The 19,318-nt window shown below is 66.9% G+C and carries 18 protein-coding genes; 4 read left to right on the forward strand and 14 right to left on the reverse strand.

The window, feature by feature from the left end; translation table 11 throughout:
• Nucleotides 1-50: 50 nt before the first annotated feature.
• The 12 genes from K3M35_RS20390 to K3M35_RS20445 all read right to left on the reverse strand — a co-directional run bounded on the left by K3M35_RS20390 (nt 51) and on the right by K3M35_RS20445 (nt 12,732).
• On the reverse strand, nt 51-620 hold the full coding sequence (locus K3M35_RS20390) for a hypothetical protein (protein WP_064061150.1): 570 nt from the start codon (nt 618-620) through the stop codon (nt 51-53).
• Complete coding sequence (locus K3M35_RS20395; protein WP_220666912.1) at nt 617-1,828, reverse strand: MlaD family protein; 1,212 nt, start codon at nt 1,826-1,828, stop codon at nt 617-619. The genes K3M35_RS20390 and K3M35_RS20395 overlap by 4 nt, the downstream gene beginning before the upstream one ends.
• Nucleotides 1,825-2,892 (reverse strand): MCE family protein, encoded by a 1,068-nt coding sequence (locus K3M35_RS20400; RefSeq protein WP_308257095.1) that lies wholly within the window; start codon nt 2,890-2,892, stop codon nt 1,825-1,827. The genes K3M35_RS20395 and K3M35_RS20400 overlap by 4 nt, the downstream gene beginning before the upstream one ends.
• Nucleotides 2,889-4,004 (reverse strand): MCE family protein, encoded by a 1,116-nt coding sequence (locus K3M35_RS20405; protein ID WP_232512434.1) that lies wholly within the window; start codon nt 4,002-4,004, stop codon nt 2,889-2,891. Before K3M35_RS20405 ends, K3M35_RS20400 begins: the two co-directional genes overlap by 4 nt.
• Nucleotides 4,001-5,038 carry an MCE family protein gene (locus K3M35_RS20410; protein ID WP_220666913.1) on the reverse strand — a complete coding sequence of 346 codons (1,038 nt, stop codon included), beginning with the start codon at nt 5,036-5,038 and terminating at the stop codon, nt 4,001-4,003. The genes K3M35_RS20405 and K3M35_RS20410 overlap by 4 nt, the downstream gene beginning before the upstream one ends.
• The gene (locus K3M35_RS20415) at nt 5,035-6,057 is read right to left on the reverse strand and encodes an MCE family protein (RefSeq protein WP_220666914.1); all 1,023 of its coding nucleotides are present in this window, start codon (nt 6,055-6,057) and stop codon (nt 5,035-5,037) included. The genes K3M35_RS20410 and K3M35_RS20415 overlap by 4 nt, the downstream gene beginning before the upstream one ends.
• Nucleotides 6,054-7,286 carry an MCE family protein gene (locus tag K3M35_RS20420; RefSeq protein WP_308257096.1) on the reverse strand — a complete coding sequence of 411 codons (1,233 nt, stop codon included), beginning with the start codon at nt 7,284-7,286 and terminating at the stop codon, nt 6,054-6,056. The genes K3M35_RS20415 and K3M35_RS20420 overlap by 4 nt, the downstream gene beginning before the upstream one ends.
• A gap of 53 nt (nt 7,287-7,339) precedes the next feature.
• The gene (locus K3M35_RS20425) at nt 7,340-8,203 is read right to left on the reverse strand and encodes an ABC transporter permease (RefSeq protein ID WP_064061154.1); all 864 of its coding nucleotides are present in this window, start codon (nt 8,201-8,203) and stop codon (nt 7,340-7,342) included.
• Complete coding sequence (locus K3M35_RS20430; RefSeq protein WP_220666915.1) at nt 8,203-9,012, reverse strand: ABC transporter permease; 810 nt, start codon at nt 9,010-9,012, stop codon at nt 8,203-8,205. Before K3M35_RS20430 ends, K3M35_RS20425 begins: the two co-directional genes overlap by 1 nt.
• Before the next feature lie 63 nt (nt 9,013-9,075).
• Nucleotides 9,076-10,674, reverse strand: a complete 1,599-nt coding sequence (fadD5, locus tag K3M35_RS20435; protein WP_064061156.1) for a fatty-acid--CoA ligase FadD5 — start codon at nt 10,672-10,674, stop codon at nt 9,076-9,078.
• Nucleotides 10,675-10,966: 292 nt separating this feature from the next.
• Nucleotides 10,967-11,746, reverse strand: a complete 780-nt coding sequence (locus K3M35_RS20440) for an enoyl-CoA hydratase (RefSeq protein WP_220666916.1) — start codon at nt 11,744-11,746, stop codon at nt 10,967-10,969.
• On the reverse strand, nt 11,743-12,732 hold the full coding sequence (locus K3M35_RS20445; protein ID WP_308257097.1) for a nitronate monooxygenase family protein: 990 nt from the start codon (nt 12,730-12,732) through the stop codon (nt 11,743-11,745). The genes K3M35_RS20440 and K3M35_RS20445 overlap by 4 nt, the downstream gene beginning before the upstream one ends.
• Nucleotides 12,733-12,986: 254 nt before the next feature.
• On the opposite strand from K3M35_RS20445, the gene K3M35_RS20450 reads away from it, so the two are divergent.
• Genes K3M35_RS20450 through K3M35_RS20460 form a run of 3 tightly spaced genes read left to right on the forward strand, consistent with a single transcriptional unit; the run spans nt 12,987 to nt 15,873 of the window.
• Nucleotides 12,987-14,279: a TetR/AcrR family transcriptional regulator gene (locus K3M35_RS20450; protein ID WP_220666917.1), complete on the forward strand. Its 1,293-nt coding sequence runs from the start codon at nt 12,987-12,989 to the stop codon at nt 14,277-14,279.
• Nucleotides 14,276-15,388 carry an NAD(P)-dependent alcohol dehydrogenase gene (locus tag K3M35_RS20455; RefSeq protein ID WP_220666918.1) on the forward strand — a complete coding sequence of 371 codons (1,113 nt, stop codon included), beginning with the start codon at nt 14,276-14,278 and terminating at the stop codon, nt 15,386-15,388. Before K3M35_RS20450 ends, K3M35_RS20455 begins: the two co-directional genes overlap by 4 nt.
• Before the next feature lie 8 nt (nt 15,389-15,396).
• Nucleotides 15,397-15,873, forward strand: a complete 477-nt coding sequence (locus tag K3M35_RS20460) for a DUF4334 domain-containing protein (RefSeq protein WP_220666919.1) — start codon at nt 15,397-15,399, stop codon at nt 15,871-15,873.
• Between the two features lie 66 nt (nt 15,874-15,939).
• Here the strand turns inward: K3M35_RS20460 and K3M35_RS20465 are convergent, their stop codons facing one another.
• Both K3M35_RS20465 and K3M35_RS20470 read right to left on the reverse strand, forming a co-directional pair.
• Nucleotides 15,940-16,821 carry an oxygenase MpaB family protein gene (locus K3M35_RS20465; protein ID WP_259444295.1) on the reverse strand — a complete coding sequence of 294 codons (882 nt, stop codon included), beginning with the start codon at nt 16,819-16,821 and terminating at the stop codon, nt 15,940-15,942.
• Nucleotides 16,822-16,901: 80 nt separating this feature from the next.
• Nucleotides 16,902-17,651 carry a GntR family transcriptional regulator gene (locus K3M35_RS20470; RefSeq protein WP_220666920.1) on the reverse strand — a complete coding sequence of 250 codons (750 nt, stop codon included), beginning with the start codon at nt 17,649-17,651 and terminating at the stop codon, nt 16,902-16,904.
• Between the two features lie 130 nt (nt 17,652-17,781).
• Here K3M35_RS20470 and K3M35_RS20475 point away from each other — a divergent pair, with 130 nt between their 5' ends.
• Nucleotides 17,782-19,317, forward strand: a complete 1,536-nt coding sequence (locus K3M35_RS20475) for an aldehyde dehydrogenase family protein (protein ID WP_220666921.1) — start codon at nt 17,782-17,784, stop codon at nt 19,315-19,317.
• Nucleotide 19,318: the final 1 nt, after the last annotated feature.

The following is a 19,318-nucleotide window of genomic DNA, read 5'->3' on the forward strand; positions in this document are numbered from 1 at the left end:
CCGAGAAAGATAGTCTTATTCTCGAGATGTGCAACGCCGATCTTCGAGGATCAGCGCGCGTCGGCTCCGTCGAGCAACCAGCGGCCGTCGATCCGCTTCAGGGTGATGAGAAAGCGGGTGGCGTCGGTACGCCCTTCCGGTACCACGACGTTCTTCACGTCCTGGTCGAGGAAGACCAGCACCGTGGCGACCTCGCCGTCGAAACTCTCGAGCCCGGCATGATCCGCTCGCGCCGTCGACGTACCCTCACCGTTTTCGACGAGTCCGCGCAGGTCGCCGGCCACACTGTCGTATCTGGCGGCGAACTCCTCGGTGGAGTTCGCGGTCACCGCGGCGAGATTGTCGTCGAAGGAACGATAGTCGTATGTCCCGAGGACGACGGCGTATTCACGCGCCTCGGCGACGGCCTCCTCCCGCAGCGCGGCGTCCTGCTCGGCCTGCCACCACCGGAAGCCGAAGAACGCGGTGGCGGCGAGCAGTATCGCGATCACCGCGAGGGTGATCCACCCGGCCGCGCCCCCACGAGCCGGCGCATCCCGGGGGACCTCCGGTGGAGAGCCTGCCGAACCGGCGTCGGTCTCCTCGGCATCCTTCTCGGTCGGCACATCGGTGGGTGTCATCCGCCCAGTCCTTCCAACAGCTTCTGCCAGTAGTTCAACGCTTCCACTCCGGTCGGGATGAGCAGGGGATCGTCGGCCATGTCCGGACCGGTGACCTTGCCCGGAGTGGTGTAGTTCGTCAGTCCCGTCGCGTCCGGTCTCGGCGCCGTGTACGCGCCGCGCTGACCGACGTCCTCACCGGGTGGGCAGTAGAGCGACAGATTCGCCTCGCGAGGACTCTCGTCGCCGATCATGCGGCGCTGTGTGTCGTAGTAGCAGACCGGCCCCTGCGTGGCGACGAGTGCGAAGTTGCCGCGATCCCCTTCGACGACGCTGGTCAGGTCCTTCATCGCCGCGGGCAGCGCGTCGAGTCCGGCACTCAGCGACGGGGCGCGAGGCCCGATCACCTCCCCGACCGTGACGAGATTCGTCAGCAGGACGCCGAAGTCGTCGCGCGTCGCGGCGAACAGTTCCTCGGTCCGCGCGAGCGCCTCGGGTGACCGGTCCACCAGGTAGACGAGCGAATCCCTGCTGCCCACCAGCTGGTCGGAAACGTCTCTCACCGCCCGCATCGATCCCGGGAAGGTGCCCGCGTTGTCGGCCATCGCATCGACGAGACCGAGACCCTCGTCGAGCAGGGACGCGATGGCCGGGGCACGATCGGCCACCATGCGCGAGAGCGCGTCGGCATTCTCGAGCAGTGCCTGCAGCTCCGGTCCGGTGCCGTCCAGCGCCGTTCCCCACGTCTCGCCGAGAGTCACGATCGACTCCGCGTCCAGGCTCTCCACGAGCGCCGTCATGTCGACGAGCAACTGATCGAGGCGCAACCCCTGGTCCTCGGCCGGGACGAGCAGCGCGTCGCCGTCGCCGAGGAACGGCCCCTGGTCGGTGTCGGGTTCGATGTCGACGCTCAGGATGCCGATCGCCGTCGCGGTGACGACCCGCCCGGTGCTCCCCGCAGGGATCTGCACCCCCGGATCGATGGAGAGGACGGCGTCGGATCCCCGCCCGCCAGGGGCGACCGACAGTGAAGCGACCTCTCCCACCTGGACACCGCGGTAGGTCACCGAGGTGCCGGATCCGATACCCCGTGCATCCTCGAGGTGAGCGTGCAGGTGGGTCGCGCCGCCGAGGCTCTGCGGCCCGAGCACGTACCGGACACCGACCACGGTGGTGACGATGCCGAGGGCGACGAAGACGATCACCTGGACGAGCACGGCGCGCTTCATCGCACACCTCCGAGAAGGAGTTCGGCGAGGCCGGCCGCGACGTCGGCCTGCGGCAACTCGACCGGAGGGCCGCCGTCGAGCGGCATCCCGCCGGTGAGGAGCAGATCGATGGCTCCGGGGATGTCGAGCGCACCGTCGAACAGCAGATAGTCGCCGCGCACCGACCTGTTGAAGCCGTCCACGAACTTGTTCACGTTCACCAGAGCCGCTTCCACGGTGTTGTTGAAATCCCTGATGCCGGCGGTGATCTGCGCGAGATCGTCGATGCTGCCACCGATGGCCGACTGCTGTTCGGCCATCACGGTGTCGACCGACTCGACCACTGTGGCCGTGCTCGCGACCAGTGTTGCGAGATCCTGCTGCTGCGCCGCGAGCAGTTCCACCATCCGGGCACTGTCGACGATGCTGCGGTCGAGCACCTCCTGCTGCTGTGCCAGCCTCTCGGTGACGGAATCGGCTGCGGCGAGCGTCCGTTCGAAGCTTTCGCTGTTCTCGTCGGCCAACGCCATGGTGGTGTCCAAGCGGACGAGCATGTCGCGGATCTTCTCGCCGCGCCCTCCGAAGGCTTCGTCGAGTTCGGTGGTGATGGTGCGCATCTGGTCGAGCCCACTGCCGTTGACGATCTGCCCGAGCATCGCGAAGGTGGTCTCGACGTCGGGGCCGACTTCCGTCCGCTCGATACTGTCGCCATCCGTCAACAGTCCCGGCGAGGGATCCTCGGGCAGGTCGATCCGGACGAACGGACTGCCGAGCGCCGACGGCAACCGGACCGATGCGCCGACGTTCTCGGGGAACTGCACGGCGGCCGACATGCTCAGCCGGACATAGGCGCGACCGCCGTCGGTGCTCAGCGAACGCACCCGGCCGACGACGGCCTGGCCCGCCCGCACCTCGGCGCCGGGATCGATCCGGTCGGCACTGTCGAAGACCGCCGTCACCTCGTAGGTGTCGCCGGGGCCACTGCGGCCGAGCGGTAGTTCCTGCAGGCTCAGGCCGCACCCACTCGTCAGTGCCGCGAGGCAGGTCAGGAGAGTGGCCGCACGCAGACGGGCGGGCGCAGTCACCGCGTCCCTCCCTGATTCAGCGCCCGGTCGAGCGATTCCGGGACGAGATCCTGCAACGGGTCGGCCAGGTCGAAGGGCACCGTGATCGGATTGGTGAATCCCGCTCCCGTACACAGCGGCAGCGGCTCGCGTTCGCACAGTTCTCGCGCCCGGGGGAACTGGCCGATCTGTGTCGACACGCTCAGACGGATCCGGGCACGTCCGTTCTCGCCGATCGCGTTGTCGATGTTCTGTGCGGTGAGCGGCAGAACATCGAAGATCTCGGCGAAGCCCACCTCGTGCGCGGCGAAGGTGTCGGTCAGCGTGCGGGCGTTCGCCATGATCCGGTCGATGTCGCCTCCGCGGTCGGCGAGCAGAACGTCGAGCCGGTCGAGGATCGCCGCGAGCTGATCGACCGGCCCGGCGACGTCGAGATTCTGCCGCTGCAGTTCTTCCCCGAGTTCCCCCATTCCCCGGACGAGTTCGGACAGGTCGCCTTCGCGGGACTCGATCGCTGCCAGGGCGACGGCGAGATCGTCGACGACCTGCCCGATGTCCTCGGACTTCACGCCCACCACCGCGGTGGCCTGGCTCAGCGCTGTGATGGCACGATTCATCTCCTCGCCCATCCCGTCGGTCGCGTCGGCGGCGACCTCCAGCGTGCGGCCGATCTCCCCGCCCTCCGGACCGAGTGCGGTGGCCAGCACATCGACGTTCTCGAGCAGCTCGTCCCAGTTGATCGGGGCGTGACTACGTTCGACGGGGATGACGTGACCGTCCTCGAAGGTCGGTCCCTCCCGGTAGGCCGGCCCGAGCTCGACGAAACGGTCGCTGATGACGGACGGATTCATCACGAAGGCCGACACTTCCGCCGGCAGGACGATGTCGCGAGGAATGCTCATGCGTACCTCGACGACGCGACCGGCGGATTTCACCTCCTCGACCGTGCCCACCGGCATACCGAGCACCGCGACGCTGCTGCCGGGATAGATGCCGTTGACCGACGCGAACTGCGCCACGATCGTGCGAGTGCGGTCCGGGCCCACCACGTACCAGAGCCCCGCCGCGCAGAGCGCGAGCACGACGACGATCACGAATCCACGGATGGTCCAGGTCTTCGCGGTGGTACTCAATTGCACCCCTCCATCACTCCGACGGAGCACAGGAAGTTGTCGGGAAGCGGGCCGGCCGGTGCGTGCACATCGACCCAGTTGCCGTTACCGGATGCGTCGGCCGCTGCCCGCAGGGCCGCCGGGAACTTCGCGAGCACCTGGTCGATGTTGGCGGCATTGTCCTCGAGCGTTCCCGTCACCGATTCGAGATTCACGAGCAGGGCGTCGATGTCGGCCGAGTTGTCGGCGAGGAAACTCTCCGCCGTGGTGAGCAACTGCCGCAGGTCGTCGACGAGCAGTACGAGCGCTTCCTTCCGGGCCGCGAGGATCGACACGACCGCTGTACTGTTGCCCGCCAGCCGGGCGACATCCTCGCTCTGCTCACCGACGATCGAACTCAGCGACTTCGCCGACCGGAGCAGCGAGGTGATCCGCTCGTCGTTGCGGACAATCATCCGGGAGGTGGCCTCGACACCGGCGAGGGCGTCGGAGACCTGCTCGGAATTCGTCGGCATCGTCTCGGTAAGGGTCTTCATCATGGCCTCGAGCGCGTCGACGTCGAGGCCCTCCGCGATCCGCTGGGCGTCGGTCGTCAGCTCGTCGAGACTGTACGGAACCGTGGTGCGGGACAGGGGAATGCGATCGCCTGTGAGTTCACCCGCGCCTGCCGGGGTGACGGACAGATACCGCTTGCCGAGGATCGTCCTGAGCTTGACTTCCGCGGCGGTGCGGTCGCCGAGATCCTGCCCCCGGTCGACCCGGAACTTCACGAGAACGCGGTCGCCGGCCAGTTCCATGGTCTCGACGCGTCCGGCCGGAACACCGGCGACATAGACCGGATCGTTCGGCGCCAATCCGGCGGCGTTCGCGAATTCTGCTGTGTACGAGCCGGTACGGATCAGATAACTCACTCGCGGAAGGGAGACCGCGACGAGCATGATCACCGCGACGAGCACCATGCCGACGATGCCGAGCGCGATCGGATCGGCATTGCGGTCGTGGCGTCCCGAGAAGATCGCCGCGACCGCATCCTTCGATTTCCGCACGATGTTCACTTGCACACCTCCGTGTACGCCGAACCGAAGAGATTCGCCTCGAAACCATCGGCCATGACGGTGAAGTTGCACATGTAGAGGTTGAGCCAGCCACCGTAATCGCCGACCCGGTTGATGCTGTCGGCCAACTGCGGCAGATTCGCCATCGCCCGGTCGAAGTCGTCGGTCTGCGGGATCCACGCATCGGTCATCGTGCGCAGGTCGGACACCGCGGTTCCGAGCGGCGCGGCACCCCCGGACATGAGCGCGGCGGTCGCACGGACCGACGAAGCACCCCGGTCGACCAGTGTCGCCAGCCTGGCGGAATCGCCCGCGAGGGCTTCGCTCACGACACCCAGCCCGGAGATCAGTGACGCGACGTCCTCGTTCCGCCGGTCGACGACCGTGGCGAGTTGTTCGAGATTCGCGATGACCTCGTTGAACACCTGCTCCTGGTCGACGATGTCGGTGCTCACTGCAGCGACGTGCAGCAGAAGCGATTCGAGCGTGCCTCCCTGCCCCTGGAAGGCGTCGACAACGGAGAGGGCGAGGGAGTTGACCCGGGCCGGGTCCATCGCCTCGAACAGCGGCTTGAATCCGTTCACGAGAGCGGTGAGATCCACCGGTGGCTGCGTCCGCTCGACCGGAATCGTCGCCCCCTCCTCGAGCGCGTTCCCGGCCGAGTTCTCCGGCAGGCGGAGAGCGACGTAGCGCACTCCGATCATGTCGCCGTAGTTGATCTTCGCGGTCACGTCGGCGGTCAGCGCGTGGCCCGATTCGATCTCGAATTCGACACGGGCGCGGGAGGTTCCGTCGTCCTGCGGCTGGAAACGCACATCGGCGACCCGCCCGACGCGCACACCCGCGAGCGTCACGTCACTGCCCGGAGTCAAACCTTCCACATCGGTGAACTCGGCCGCGTACTCGCGCGTCGCCCCGCGTACCGGCCGGTCGAGAGTGTTGCCGACGACGACCGCCGCCAGCACACCGAGGACACAGAACGCCGTCAAACGCAGGGCCGGCCACGTCGGTGCCCTCACGGAATACTCACCTCCGCTCCACGGACGAACGGTGCGAGCAGGGTCGAGGCGGCGGTCGACGGGCCGGCATCCCGCGATGCCGGATCGTCCGGATCCGCTCCCCTGGCGATCTGCTCGAGAAAGCCGAGCGGACCGCGCTCGGCGTTCGCAGCGACGATCTGCCCGCCGGTCGCGGGCGAGGTCCGTACCGGATCACCGCAGTTGGACCCGGCCAACGGCCCGTAGCGAGGACAGTCCGCCGAGGTGTACGGCATGGGATCGGAGAAGTCCACCGCGGCGGTGATGTCGAAATGCCCCGTCTGGAAGACGCGCCCGCCCGCATCGCCGAAGATCGACAGATACCGCAGGGTGTCGTCGAGACCGGGGGTGTCGGCTGCGAACGCACCGAGAACCGGAGCACCGTTGCGGACCACCGAGATGATGTTTCCGGTGTTGGCGGCGAACAGGTCTGCGCTCTGCTGCCCGAGCGACGCCCCGCCTGTCAGCAGACGGCGGATACCGTCCTCGTTGCCGAGCGCGATCTGCGACAGTTCGGATGCGTTGCGCATCACGGCGATGACGTCGTCGGTGGCCGCGGACATCGACTCGGTGACAGCGGCAACCTGGGGTGCAGCGGCGATGCCGGCATCGACGAGCGGCCCCAGATCTTCCGACAACACGGCCATCCGGTCGATGGTCTCGCCGAGAGCGGCGCCACGTCCTTGCAGTGCCTGGCTCATCGCGTCGAGAGCGACCGCGAGTTGTTCGGGCCGCAGCTGTTGCATGAGATCGGCGGCCCGGTAGTAGAGATTCGCGAGTTGAGCTGCTTCGGCCGAGGTGTCGGCAGGGATCTCGGTACCCGCCGCGAGCCTGGGACCGTATTCGGGGTTCTCCGGCGGCACGAGTTCGAGGAAGACGTCCCCGAACAGTGTGCGGGGCACGACCCGCACACTCACCGCGGCGGGAATCTCGGCGAGCGCCTCGGGGTCGAGTTTCATCGTCACCCGCGAGGTGGTGACGCCCGCGTCGATGGCGGACATGCTTCCGACGTGGACACCCTGATACTGCACACCGGCGGCACCGTAGATCAGCCCCGCGGAGGCGGGCAGATTCGCGGTGATCTCCGGATCGCGCGAGAGCATGTCGGATCCGGAGGCCACGAGCAGGGCACCGGAGACGACGATGACCACGGTCGAGACCAGACCGATCACCGCGAGAGCGGCGCGACCTGGACCGGCCGCACGGTTCACGCGCCCCGGCCTCGTCCGGGAGGCCACGGGCGGTGGTTGCTGGTAGCCGGCGGTCATGACAAGCCGACCCCCGGGATGGTCGGGACGAGCCCCCACAGGGCGAAGGTCAGCACGACGTCGGTGACACCGATCGCGAGAATGCTCGTCCGCAGCGCTCGTCCGGCTGCACGCCCCACCCCCTCGGGTCCGCCGGAGGCGTAGAAACCGTAGGAGCAGTGGACGACCGCGACGATCATGGCGAACACCACGGCCTTCGTGAGCGAGTACCACAGATCCGACGGCGAGAGCGCGAGATGGAAGTAGTAGTCGTACGTTCCGGCCGAGTTGCCCTGGAAGTTCACGACGATCAGACGTGTGGCCACGTACGAGGCGAGCAGGCCGACCATGTAGATCGGGATCACGCACACCGCGGAGGCGACGAGCCGCGTGCTCGCGAGGAACGGGATGGAGCGCACCGCCATCGCGTCGAGTGCGTCGATCTCGTCGGAGATGCGCATCGCGCCGAGCTGAGCGGTGAAGCCGGTTCCCACTTTGGCGGCGAGAGCGATGGAGGCGACGACGGGAGCGAGTTCGCGGGTGTTGGCGATGGCCGAGAGCATGCCCGACAGCGAGGTCATGCCGATCAGTTCGAGTCCGCGCTGGGTCTCGACGCCGACCATCATCGCCGCGACGGCGGACATCGCGAACACGATGCCGATCGTTCCGCCGCCGGCGAGCAGAGAGGCGTAGCCGAAACTCACGTCACCGATGTGGAACATGACGTGCTTGAAATACCGTCGGAGCGCGGTGGGGATGCCGGCGATCGCCTTGCATCCGAAGACGACGTGGCGGCCGATCGCCGCGAAGCCGTCGACGGTGGCGGCGACCGGCCTGCGAGTGGTCGAGCGCGCGCGTTCGAAAGTGGTGTAGGAGATCATCAGTACGTACCGACCGCCGGAACCATGACCGTGTAGAGCTGGGACAGCACGGTATTGACGACGAAGACCATGACGAACGCGAGCACCACACCTTCGTTGACGGCATCGGCAACGCCGCTCGGCCCTCCCTTCGCATGCAGTCCCTTGAAGGACGCGATGAGCGCGGAGGTGATGCCGAAGCACGCGGATTTGACCATGGCGGTGGCGAAATCGGACAAGCGCCCGTATTCGCCGAGCGTCCGCAGGAACGCACCCCCAGAACCGTCGTTCAGGTAGATCTCGTAGAGATAGCACGCGGTGACACCGACGAGGGTCACCAGCGAACACAGCATGAGCGAGACGAGAACCGAGGCGAGCAGGCGCGGGACGACGAGCCGCTCGATGACGTCGAGTCCCATCACCTCCATCGCCTCGATCTCCTCACGGATCGTCCGTGAGCCGAGATCGGCGCAGATCGCCGATCCGCCGACCCCGGCGAGCATGAGCGCACACACCAGCGCCGCAGCCTGCCCGACGACGACGAACGAGACGATCGCCCCGGAATAGGCGCCCGCGCCGAGCTGGCCCGCCAGTGAGCCGACCGACACCGCGATCAGCACACCGACGGGCAGCATGAGCAGCAGGGCCGGTCCGCTGCACACCTTTGCGATGAACAGCGCCTGAGTGATCGTCTCGCCCAGTGACAGGCGACGCCGGACGAGAACCCGGACCGCGGCCACGAGGGTTTCGAGAGAGAAGCCGACGAGTGCGCCGACCTGGATGGCCAGGTCGTGTACCGGCCCTTTCGCCTTGGGCAGTTCGAACGTCACCGGCCACCCCTCCTACGCGATTGCCACGGTCCGGTCCCCGTCGCGCGATGTTGCGCCCCGAGATCAGCCCTGAGTGACGGCAGGCAGACCGCCGCGGAGCTCACCCTTGACGACCTTGCCGCTGGCGTTGCGCGGCAGGGCCTCGACGATCACGATTTCCTTGGGATGCTTGTACCGAGCGAGGTGCTCGTTCAGATAGGGCTGCAGTTCCTCGATGCTGAGGTCGTCGTGGCCGGACTTCAGCGCGACGACGGCGACGGGCACCTCGCCCCACTTCGAGTCCGGACGGCCGATGACCGCGGCTTCGAGCACCTTGGAATGTCCGAAGAGCACGTTCTCGACCTCGGCGCAGTAGATGTTCTCTCCACCCGAGATGATCATGTCCTTCTTGCGGTCCACGACGTAGACGAAACCTTCGTCGTCGACGCGCACGAGGTCGCCGGAGTGGAACCACCCGCCGTAGAACGCCTCGCTCGTGGCCGTGGGGTTGTTCCAGTACTCGCGCATCATCGTGGGGCCTCGATAGACGATCTCGCCGACCTCACCGGGTGCGACGTCGTTCATCTCGTCGTCGACGACGCGCGCCTGGATGGTGGGGATGACCCGGCCCACGGAACCGAGCTTGCGGATGGCGTCGTCGCCGTCGAGAACGCATGTGATGGGCGACATCTCGGTCTGCCCGAAGACCGCCACGTTGAAGGCGTCGGGGAAGGTCTCCGCCATCGCCTGCAAGATGGTGTCCGAGCTCGGAGCGGCTCCCCAGGAGATGTTGCGCAGCTTCAGTTTCCGGGGATTCGCCTGCTGTGCCGCGCACATCGCCTGCCACTGCACCGGGACGAGGAACAGACTGGTGACGTTCTCGGCTTCGAGGACGTCGAGCAATTCGTTCGGATCGAACGCACCGACCGGATGGATCACCGTGGGCGTACCGAGCATCAGGCTCGGGGCGATCGAGCCGAGGGCCGCGATGTGGAACATCGGCGACGCACAGAAACCGATGCCGGATTCGTCGAACAACCGGAAGGCGCGGATACAGGTGAGCGATTGGGCTTCCAGGTTGGAATGGGTGAGCACTGCGCCCTTGGGCCGGCCCGTCGTGCCGGAGGTGTACATGATGAGGGCCGGGGTGTCGTTCGGGATCGGAGCATGCGGGTGCGGTTCGCCCTCTTCGGCGACGAGCGCCTCGTACGCGAGGGAGTCGCCCTGCGGATCGACCCCGACCGTGATGGAGAGTTCGAGCCCCTCGGCCTGGGCACGCGCGGCATCGGCGAGCGGAACGAGAGGGCCCTCCGCGACGATCGCCTTCGCGCCGGAATCCGACACGAGGAACGCCACTTCGGGTGCCGTGAGACGGAAGTTCACCGGCACCGCGATCGCGCCGAGGGCATTGGCGGCGAGCACGATCTCGATGTACTCGGGCCGGTTGAGCATCAGGATGATCACGCGGTCGCCGAAGCCGATACCGCGGCGCGAGAGCGCATCTGCGAGCTTCTCGACACGCGTGTCCAGCTGCGACCAGGTGATGCTCTCACCGCGGAACCGGAATGCCGTGCGCTCGGGAATCATCAGGGCGTGACGAGCCAGCTGATTGTTCCAGTTGTTGCTACGGAAGCGGGCGGCTTCGTTACCGACCGCTTCGGAAACGACAGAGGGGGGAACCATCGATGATCCTCTCGTGACGGGGCAGGAGTGCGGACACGGCCGGTGCCGAGCCGTCGATGTGTGAGGCACATTACAGGCCCGGATAGGTTTGGGCCAGAGGTTTTGTTAACGAAGATTCCGCGATTCGCGCATCGGATCGTCACGACGTGGTCACGAGACGCCGAGGCGTCGGCGAGCGCCGTAAATGGTGCTCGAGCATGGAATTCACCGGACGGGAGCGCATGCTCCGGCGACAGGGCCGGGCATCGGCTCCCGCCCGGGAAGTGCATTGTCAATCCCGTGGAGGCCGCTCTCAGGCGAAACGGGCGGGGCGCTTCTCGAGCATCGCCATGGCACCCTCCGCGAAGTCCGGTGAGCCGAGAAGTTCGACCTGGCCTTCCTTCTCGCGCGCGAGCGCGGCGTCGAGTGCGGCCAGCGTCGAGGCGTTGAGGGCACGCTTCGTCAACTCCAGTGCCCGTCGCGGGCCGGCCGCGGTTCGCGCCGCGATCGCGTCGACGTGCGCGCCGAGTTCCGCATCGGGCAGTGTGCGCGCCACCAATCCGAAGCGGTCGGCATCGGCAGCGGAGACACGTTCGCCGAGCAGTGCCATCTCGGCCGCCCGAGCCCGGCCGATCGCCGCGGGCACGAGAAGACTCGCTCCCCCGTCGGGCATGAGTCCGATGTTCACGAAGGCCAGCAGGAAATAGGCACTCTCGGCCGCATATGTCAAGTCGGCGGCGAGCGCGATCGAGACACCGACACCGGCCGCAGGGCCGTTGACGGCAGCGATCACGGGCACCGGGACGGACGCAATGGTGCGCACCAGGTCGTTGGCGGTGTCCATCACGACACCGGGATCCCGAGGGTCCGCCGCTCCCGCGGCCAGATCCGCGCCCGTGCAGAAGGCAGATCCCTCACCGGTGACGACGATCGTGCGGACGCGATCGTCCTCCCGGGCTTCCTTCACCGCGTCGTCGAGAGCCTTCATCGTCGACAGGTCGATGGCGTTCATCCGCCTCGGCCGTGTGATGGTCAGCCGCAGAATGCCGTCCGAGAGTTCGGAGCGCAGACTCTCCGTCGTACTCGCGGTCATGCCCGCACCGTCCGGTCGGCACCGACGATGTCGTTCAGGCGGCCGGTGATGACGGCCTCGGCCTCGGTGACCATGCGTTCGACGAGGTCCGCGACGGTCGGGATGTCGTGGATCAGCCCCTGGCTCTGCCCGGCCGTCCAGATACCGGCGTCGATGTCGCCGTCCTCGAACACCTTGCGTCCTCGAGCGCCGGCGACGAGGTGCGCGATGTCGCCGAATTCGGCTCCGCGCGACTCGATGTCGACGACCTCTTCGCTGACCGCGTTGGAGGCGACACGCGCGGTGTTGCGCAGCGTGCGGAAGATGGGCTCGGTATCGAGTTCGGTATTGTGAACGATCTGTTCCTTGACCTCCTGCGCCACGGGCGATTCGACGGTGCACATGAAGCGTGTTCCCATGTTCACTCCCTCGGCCCCGAGGGCGAGCGCCGCGACGAGCCCCCTGGAATCCGCGATGCCACCCGAGGCGATGACCGGGATCGTGAGTTTGCTCGTCGCAGCGGGGATCAGGATCAGACCCGGAACGTCGTCCTCTCCCGGATGCCCTGCACACTCGAATCCGTCGATGCTCACCGCGTCGACGCCGATCCGTTCGGCCTTGACCGCGTGACGCACACTCGTGCACTTGTGGATCACCTTGATACCGGCGTCCTTGAAATGCGGGAGGTGGTCGGCCGGGTTGAACCCGGCGGTCTCGACGATCTTCACGCCGGAGTCGACGATCGCCTGACGGTACTCGGCGTACGGCGGAGGATTGATCGAGGGCAGGATCGTGAGGTTGACACCGAACGGCTTGTCGGTGAGTTCGCGGGTCCGCTCGATCTCGCGTACGAGATCCTCCGGCGTGGGCTGGGTCAGTGCGGTGATGAAGCCGAGCGCCCCCGCCTCGGCCACGGCGGCCACGAGTTCGGCTCGGCCGACCCACATCATGCCGCCCTGGACGATGGGATGCTCCACCCCGAACATCTCGGTGAATCGGGTTCTCACGAGTCCTCCTGGGTCCTTCGAAAAGTGCCGCCGTCGAGACGGTTCCGCATGTGATCAGCGGTGACGCTGTTGAAGAATTGGTGTTAACTTTGCTGGCTGGGTACTGGTTTGTCAATGCGTTCTGTCCTGCAGTTTTACGCTTTCTTACTCGAAAGTAGTGTTTCTGCGCGGAGGGTGTGGCTGTTACCTTTGAGTCCGACGAACATCCACTGCGACATCACGACCCGCGGCAGGACCCAGGACAAGGAGGCACGGTGCCCGAACAAGCGCAGGTCGGGGCTCGAACGGTCACGAGAACCGAATCCCCTGCCCCCGCCGTGCGGCGCCGGCCGAAGAACCGCAAGGCGCAGATCGCCGCGGTCGCGGCCGAGGCCTTCAGCGAACGCGGCTACCACGGTGTGAGCATCGACGAGATCGCCACGGCCGTCGGCATCTCGGGCCCGGCTCTCTACCGGCACTTCCCGAACAAGTACGCACTGTTCCACCACGCCGTGGTCACCCTGGCCGATGCTCTCGGAAGCGCTTTGGCCGAGTTCGACGAGCACGGTGTGCAGGGCGAGGGCAGCGGCGGGAGGGCGCCGCTCGATCCTGCCGGGGAACTCGACCGCAAACTGCTCGCCCTCGTTCGCACCACGATCGACAACCGCCGTACGGGCGGGTTGTACCGCTGGGAACGTCGCTATCTCACCGACGAGGACCGCGGCGAGATCCGCACGAAGATGAAGGCACTGAACCGTCATCTCGCCCGCACTCTCGCCCGGTTGCGCCCCGACCTCGCCGACGCCGACTACGTGCTCCTGAGCAGTGCGATGCTCAGCGTCATCGGATCGATCACGACCCACCGGGCGCCACTGTCCAACCGGCGCCTGCAGCAGTTGCTGCTCGAGGCGTGCCGGGCGGTCGCGGCGACCGAACTCGTACCCGACGTCGGCGAGCCCGCACAGCTCCCCGAACGACGGGGCTTACCGGTGGCGAACAAACGCGAGGTCCTGCTCCACGAAGCCGTCCTCCTGTTCGATGCACGCGGCTATCACGAGGTGAGCATCGAGGAGATCGGCGCGGCAGCAGGTATCAACGCCTCCGGTGTCTATCGGCACTTCCCGAGCAAGGCCGACCTGCTCGCGGCCGCCTTCCACCGGGCCGGCGATCGCGTCGCGATGATCGTCGGGGAGGCACTCGCCGAGTCGACCACCCCGGCGCAGGCTCTCGACGTTCTCACCGACGTCTACGTGCGTCTGTCGTTCGAGCACAGTGAACTGATGTCGGTCTACTTCGCGGAGGTCGGCAATCTTCCCGCGCACCACCGCAGCGATCTGCGGAACATCCAACGACTCAACATCGAGGAGTGGGCCCGCCTCGTCGGCGAATTGCGGCCCGAACTGTCCGCCGTCGAATGTCGTTTCCTCGTCCACGGCGCCCTCAACCTCGTCCTCGACACGGGAAGTCTCCTGCGCTTCCTGCCCACCGAGTCCCGGCAACGCCGGATGCAGCAACTGATGCTCGCGGTGCTGCTCGGGGAGGCCGGAGCGCAGGGGCAGACGCGATGACACGCACCGCCACCGCGGCGGTACTCCGCGAGTACGGCTCCCCCCTGCGCCTCGAGAAGGTGACCGTCCCCGAACTGCGCGACGACGAAGTGCTCGTGCGAATCCACGGGGTGGGTATCTGTCACACCGATCTCACCGCCGCGGCGGGAGGTGTTCCCATTCCCACTCCTGCTGTGCTCGGTCACGAAGGTGCCGGAGTGGTCGACGAAGTCGGTTCGGCCGTGACGGATCTCGCGGTCGGGGATCGGGTCGTTCTGGGGTTCGATTCGTGCCGGACGTGCCGCAACTGCGCACGGGGCCGAAACGCCTACTGCACACATTTCGCCCCGCTCAACTACGGCGGTGTGCGGAGCGACGGGACGACCGTCCTCCGCGATGCCACCGGTGCTCCGGTGCACGGCAACTGGTTCGGGCAGTCGTCGTTCTCGTCGCTGGTCGTGGCCACCGAACGCAATGCCGTGCGGATACCGGCGGACGTTCCGGTGACGATCGCGGGTCCGTTGGGGTGCGGTATCGCGACAGGCGCCGGAACCGTACTGCGGGTACTGCGGCCTGAATCCGGTTCGTCCGTCGTCGTATTCGGGCTCGGCGCCGTGGGGATGGCGGCGATCATGGCGGCGCGTATCGCCGAATGCGCGACCGTCGTCGGCGTCGACCCCAACCCGCGCAGGCACGACCTCGCGCGGAGACTGGGTGCCACCGAAGTGCTCTCGCCTCACGACGAGCAGGACATCGGACGCCGCGTACGCCGGCTCACGGGCGGTGGCGCCGACTACGCCGTCGAGTCCGTGGGCACCGAAGCCGTCATCCGGCAAGCTCTGTCGGCTCTCGCCAGCCCCGGAGTGTGTGCCACGCTCGGCTTGAGGGCCGGCCGCAATCCCGTCTCCGTCGACCAGACCCATCTGCTGTCCGGTCGCACCCTGACCGGGGTCATCGAGGGCGACGCCGATCCCCAGCGGTTCCTTCCCGAACTGGCTGCACTGTGGCGCGACGGACGTTTTCCCGTCGACGAACTCGTGCAGACCTTCGACTTCACGAAACTCGACGACGCCCTGTCGGCCGTCACCTCCGGCGAGGTCGTCAAGGCAGTACTCACCTTCGACATCTAGGGGAACACATGGACATCGTCCAGCGACTCTCGGACCTGCGTGCTCGTACCGATCGGATCGATCCTCGTGAGCTCGATTCCCTCTGGGACCGGCTCACTCCTGCCCGCATCGAGGACCTCGTCGGATACCGGTGGCGCGGATTCAGTTTCGACACCGGCCACCGGACCCACGACCTGCTCGGCAAGTCCCGCTGGTACGGGAAGACTTTCGTCTCCGCGTCCGAGGTGCAGCCGCTCGTGTGCTACGACGAGGACGGACAACTGTTCTCCGACAAGAAGACCGGCAGGGGCGAGGCGAGTCTGTGGGAGGTCGTCTTCCGCGGCGAGGTGACGGCGACGATGGTCTACGACGGAATGCCCGTCTTCGACCATTTCAAGAAGGTCGACGACAACACCGTGGTCGGGGTGATGAACGGCAAGGGTCCGTTGGTGTTCGACGGAGGTGAGCATTACTGGTTCGGTCTCGAACGAGACACCGCCGTGTGATCGGATCGGCGCAGGACACGGACGTGGCCGGACCTCGGGTCCGGCCACGTCGTCGTGCGTGGGGCGTCAGATGACTCGCCCGTGCGCCTTCATCCGGCGACGCATGTCGCGCAGGTAATAGGTGGCCGAGAGCTGACGGATCGGCTTGGGGACCGCGCGGTAGATCGGCGGCACGACCTTCCAGAACAGGTCGAACCGGCGCTGGTCGCGTGGGGTCCAGGGCAGGGCGAACTCGTCGCGCATGCGCTGCGGGAGCAGGCCGATGGTCATGAAGCGCTGCAAGGGCATGAGCGCCCGGACGGGCAGTGGGGAATCGCCGCCGGTGAGCAGGTTGCGCGTGAAGGAACGCACCTCGGCGTCGACCTCGAAGGTCGAGATCATCTCGTCCCAGTACTCGTCGAACTCCTCACGCGTGCGGGGCCACATGTCCTCCTTGACCTGCAGGGCAGTGCCGTAGACGGCGGACTGGTGGTAGAGCCGTTCGATGTCGGCATCGGTGAGCGGCCCGAACATCCGCTGGTACATCTCGACGCCGTTGCGGTACAGCGTTGCCGCGACCCACAATTGGAGCTCGGGATCGAAGGCGTTGTAGGTCTCGGAACGCACCGGGACGTGCGCTTTGTTGACCATCCGGACGATCTGCTTCTTCTCCTCCGGGGTACCGAGGGTGACGGCGTAGACGTAGGTCATCGTGGTGCGCAGCCGGTCCAGGGGACGCTGGAGCGTGGTGCTGTGATCGGCGACGCCGTGCCCCACGCCGGGGGAGGCGAGTTGCAGGAGCACGGTCGCGCCGGCGCCGAGCAGGAGCATCGACTCACCGACGAAATCGGCCAGGTCGACCGATCCTGCCGCAGAGGACACCGCGACGCCCGGGTCGCGCTCCTCGATCTCGGCACCCGAGTCGGGCGCGGCGGCGCTCGATGCGAGGTCTTCGGCGTGGATCGTCATGGGAGATCTCCTGACGGTGAAAGTACGGATGCAGCACTGTCCTTCGAATTGTGCACACCCGTACTCAGATAGGCAAGTGCCTATCCCTCCGGGAGGTCGGCGCCGGTCTTCTTCCGATGGGCGACCAGGCGTGCGGCAGCGTCCTCGAACTGGACGAGCGTCTGCGAGATCACCTCGCAGTGGTCCTGCGCACCGATCGCCTCGATCAATTTCGTGTGCGACCGAACGGCCAGCGTGCCCCATTCCACGTCGCGGGCGTAGAGACGATACGGAATCGTGCGCGAGGCGGTGTTGAGGAACCACGCCAGTTTCGGACTGTCGGCCACGCGGTTGAGTTCGCGATGGAAGTCGAACTCCGCATCGGCGATCCGTTCGACGTCGGGCGTCACCCCGTCCGGGAGGACGACGAGCATGCGCAGCCGCTCGTTGAGCTCGGTGAGCCGTGCGAGATCGGCCGGCGTGGCCCGATCGACCGCCCGGAGCGCGAGCTCGACGGCGATCTGTCCCTGCAGCCAGAAGATGTCGTCGATGTCGCCGCGCGTGAGGGGCGAGACCCGGTAGCCGCGGTTCGGGGCGGATTCGACCATCCCCTCCCCGCGCAGCGTCAGCAGCGCCTCCCGGACCGGGGTGACGCTGACGCCGAGTTCGACGGCGGTCTCGTCGAGCCGGATGAAGTCGCCCGGACGCAATACGCCGGACATGATCGAGCCGCGGAGGTGACCGGCCACCTCGTCGGAAAGCTGCGGACGGCGCCGTACGGCCCCCTCCGAACGTCGGGATGCCGCAGCGTGATCCGCCGCTGTCCCGGGGCTACGTGTCGGTGCCGCCATCGTGTCTCCTGTAGGAATCCGGACAACTGCGCACGGGGGTTGTCCAATTGTCCCGCGAACGCCTAATGTGATGTCCACTACAGCTATCACATCAAATATATGTGATGTGGTTCACCAGGAAGTGTCGAACATGACCCAGAACCTCACCAGTCCGAAGAACGCGAAGAGCAGCTCGGACAAGGCATCCACGGCAGCAAGCACCGACACCTTCGCCAGCCTCGACCCCCGGAACGGCGAGGTGATCGCCGAGTATCCGGTCGCCGACGAGGCCGCCGTGGGCGCGGCCGTCGAGCGCGCCCGCGTCGCCGCGCGCTGGTGGGAGGCGCAGGGCTTCCGCGGCCGCCGCGACTGGCTCCTCGAGTTCAAGAAGGCCATCGCATCCGACGCGACCTCGCTCGCATCGGTGGTGGCGAAGGAGACCGGTAAGCCCTTCGGCGACGCCTTCCTCGAAGTCATGCTGGCGGTCGAGCACCTCGACTGGGCCGCCAAGAACGCGAAGAAGGTCCTCAAGCCGCGAAAGGTCCCCTCGGGCATCGCGAGCTTCAATCAGGCCGCCACCCTCGAATACAAGCCGCTCGGCGTCATCGGCGTGATCGGCCCGTGGAACTACCCGGTCTACACCCCGATGGGGTCGATCGCCTACTCCCTCGCAGCGGGCAACGCCGTCGTGTTCAAGCCGAGCGAACTCACTCCGGGTGTCGCGAAGTGGCTCGAGGACAAGTGGAATTCGATCGCTCCCACCCAGCCCGTCTTCCAGGTGATCACCGGCCTGGGCGAGACGGGTGCCGCGCTCGTCCGCTCGGGCGTCGACAAGGTCGCGTTCACCGGTTCCGGCCCCACCGCCCGCAAGGTCATGGCGGTGTGCGCCGAGTCGCTCACCCCGCTCGTCGCCGAGTGCGGCGGCAAGGACGCGATGATCGTCGCGGCCGACGCGAACATCGACGAAGCCGTCGAGTTCGCCGCCTTCGGCGCCTTCGGCAACGCCGGCCAGACCTGCGCGGGTGTCGAACGCATCTACGTCGAGGATCCGGTCTACCGCGAGTTCCTCGACAAGCTCACCGCCACCGTCCGGCGCGCGAAGCCGGGCGGCGACGAGGACTCCACCTACGGCCCTATGACGCTTCCGCGCCAGGTCGACATCGTGCGCAGTCACATCGAGGACGCCCTGAAGTCCGGTGGCAAGGCCGTCCTCGGCGGACTCGATTCGGTGCAGGGGCGCATCGTCGAGCCCGTCATCCTCACCGACGTGCCCGAGACCTCGGCCGCGGTGTGCGAGGAGACCTTCGGCCCGACGGTCGTCGTCAACAAGGTTCGCGACCTCGACGAGGCCGTCGAACGCGCGAACGGCACGAACTACGGTCTCGGTGCGTCGATCTTCACGCGCAACAAGAAGAAAGGCCGTCAGCTCGCCGAGCGCCTGCGCAACGGCATGGTGTCGGTCAACTCGGTGCTCGGCTTCGCCGCCATCGCCTCGTTGCCCTTCGGCGGTATCGGCGAGTCCGGCTTCGGCCGCATCCACGGCGCCGACGGCCTGCGCGAGTTCAGCCGTCCCAAGTCGGTCACGGTGGCGAAGTTCAGCTCGCCGCTCAAACTCATGAGCCTCGAGCGTCCGGAGCGCGATCTGAAAATCTCGCGAGCGATGCTCCAGTTCATGCACGGAAGGTGAG

Source organism: Rhodococcus sp. DMU2021, assembly GCF_019641445.1.
Lineage (GTDB): Bacteria > Actinomycetota > Actinomycetes > Mycobacteriales > Mycobacteriaceae > Rhodococcus > Rhodococcus pyridinivorans.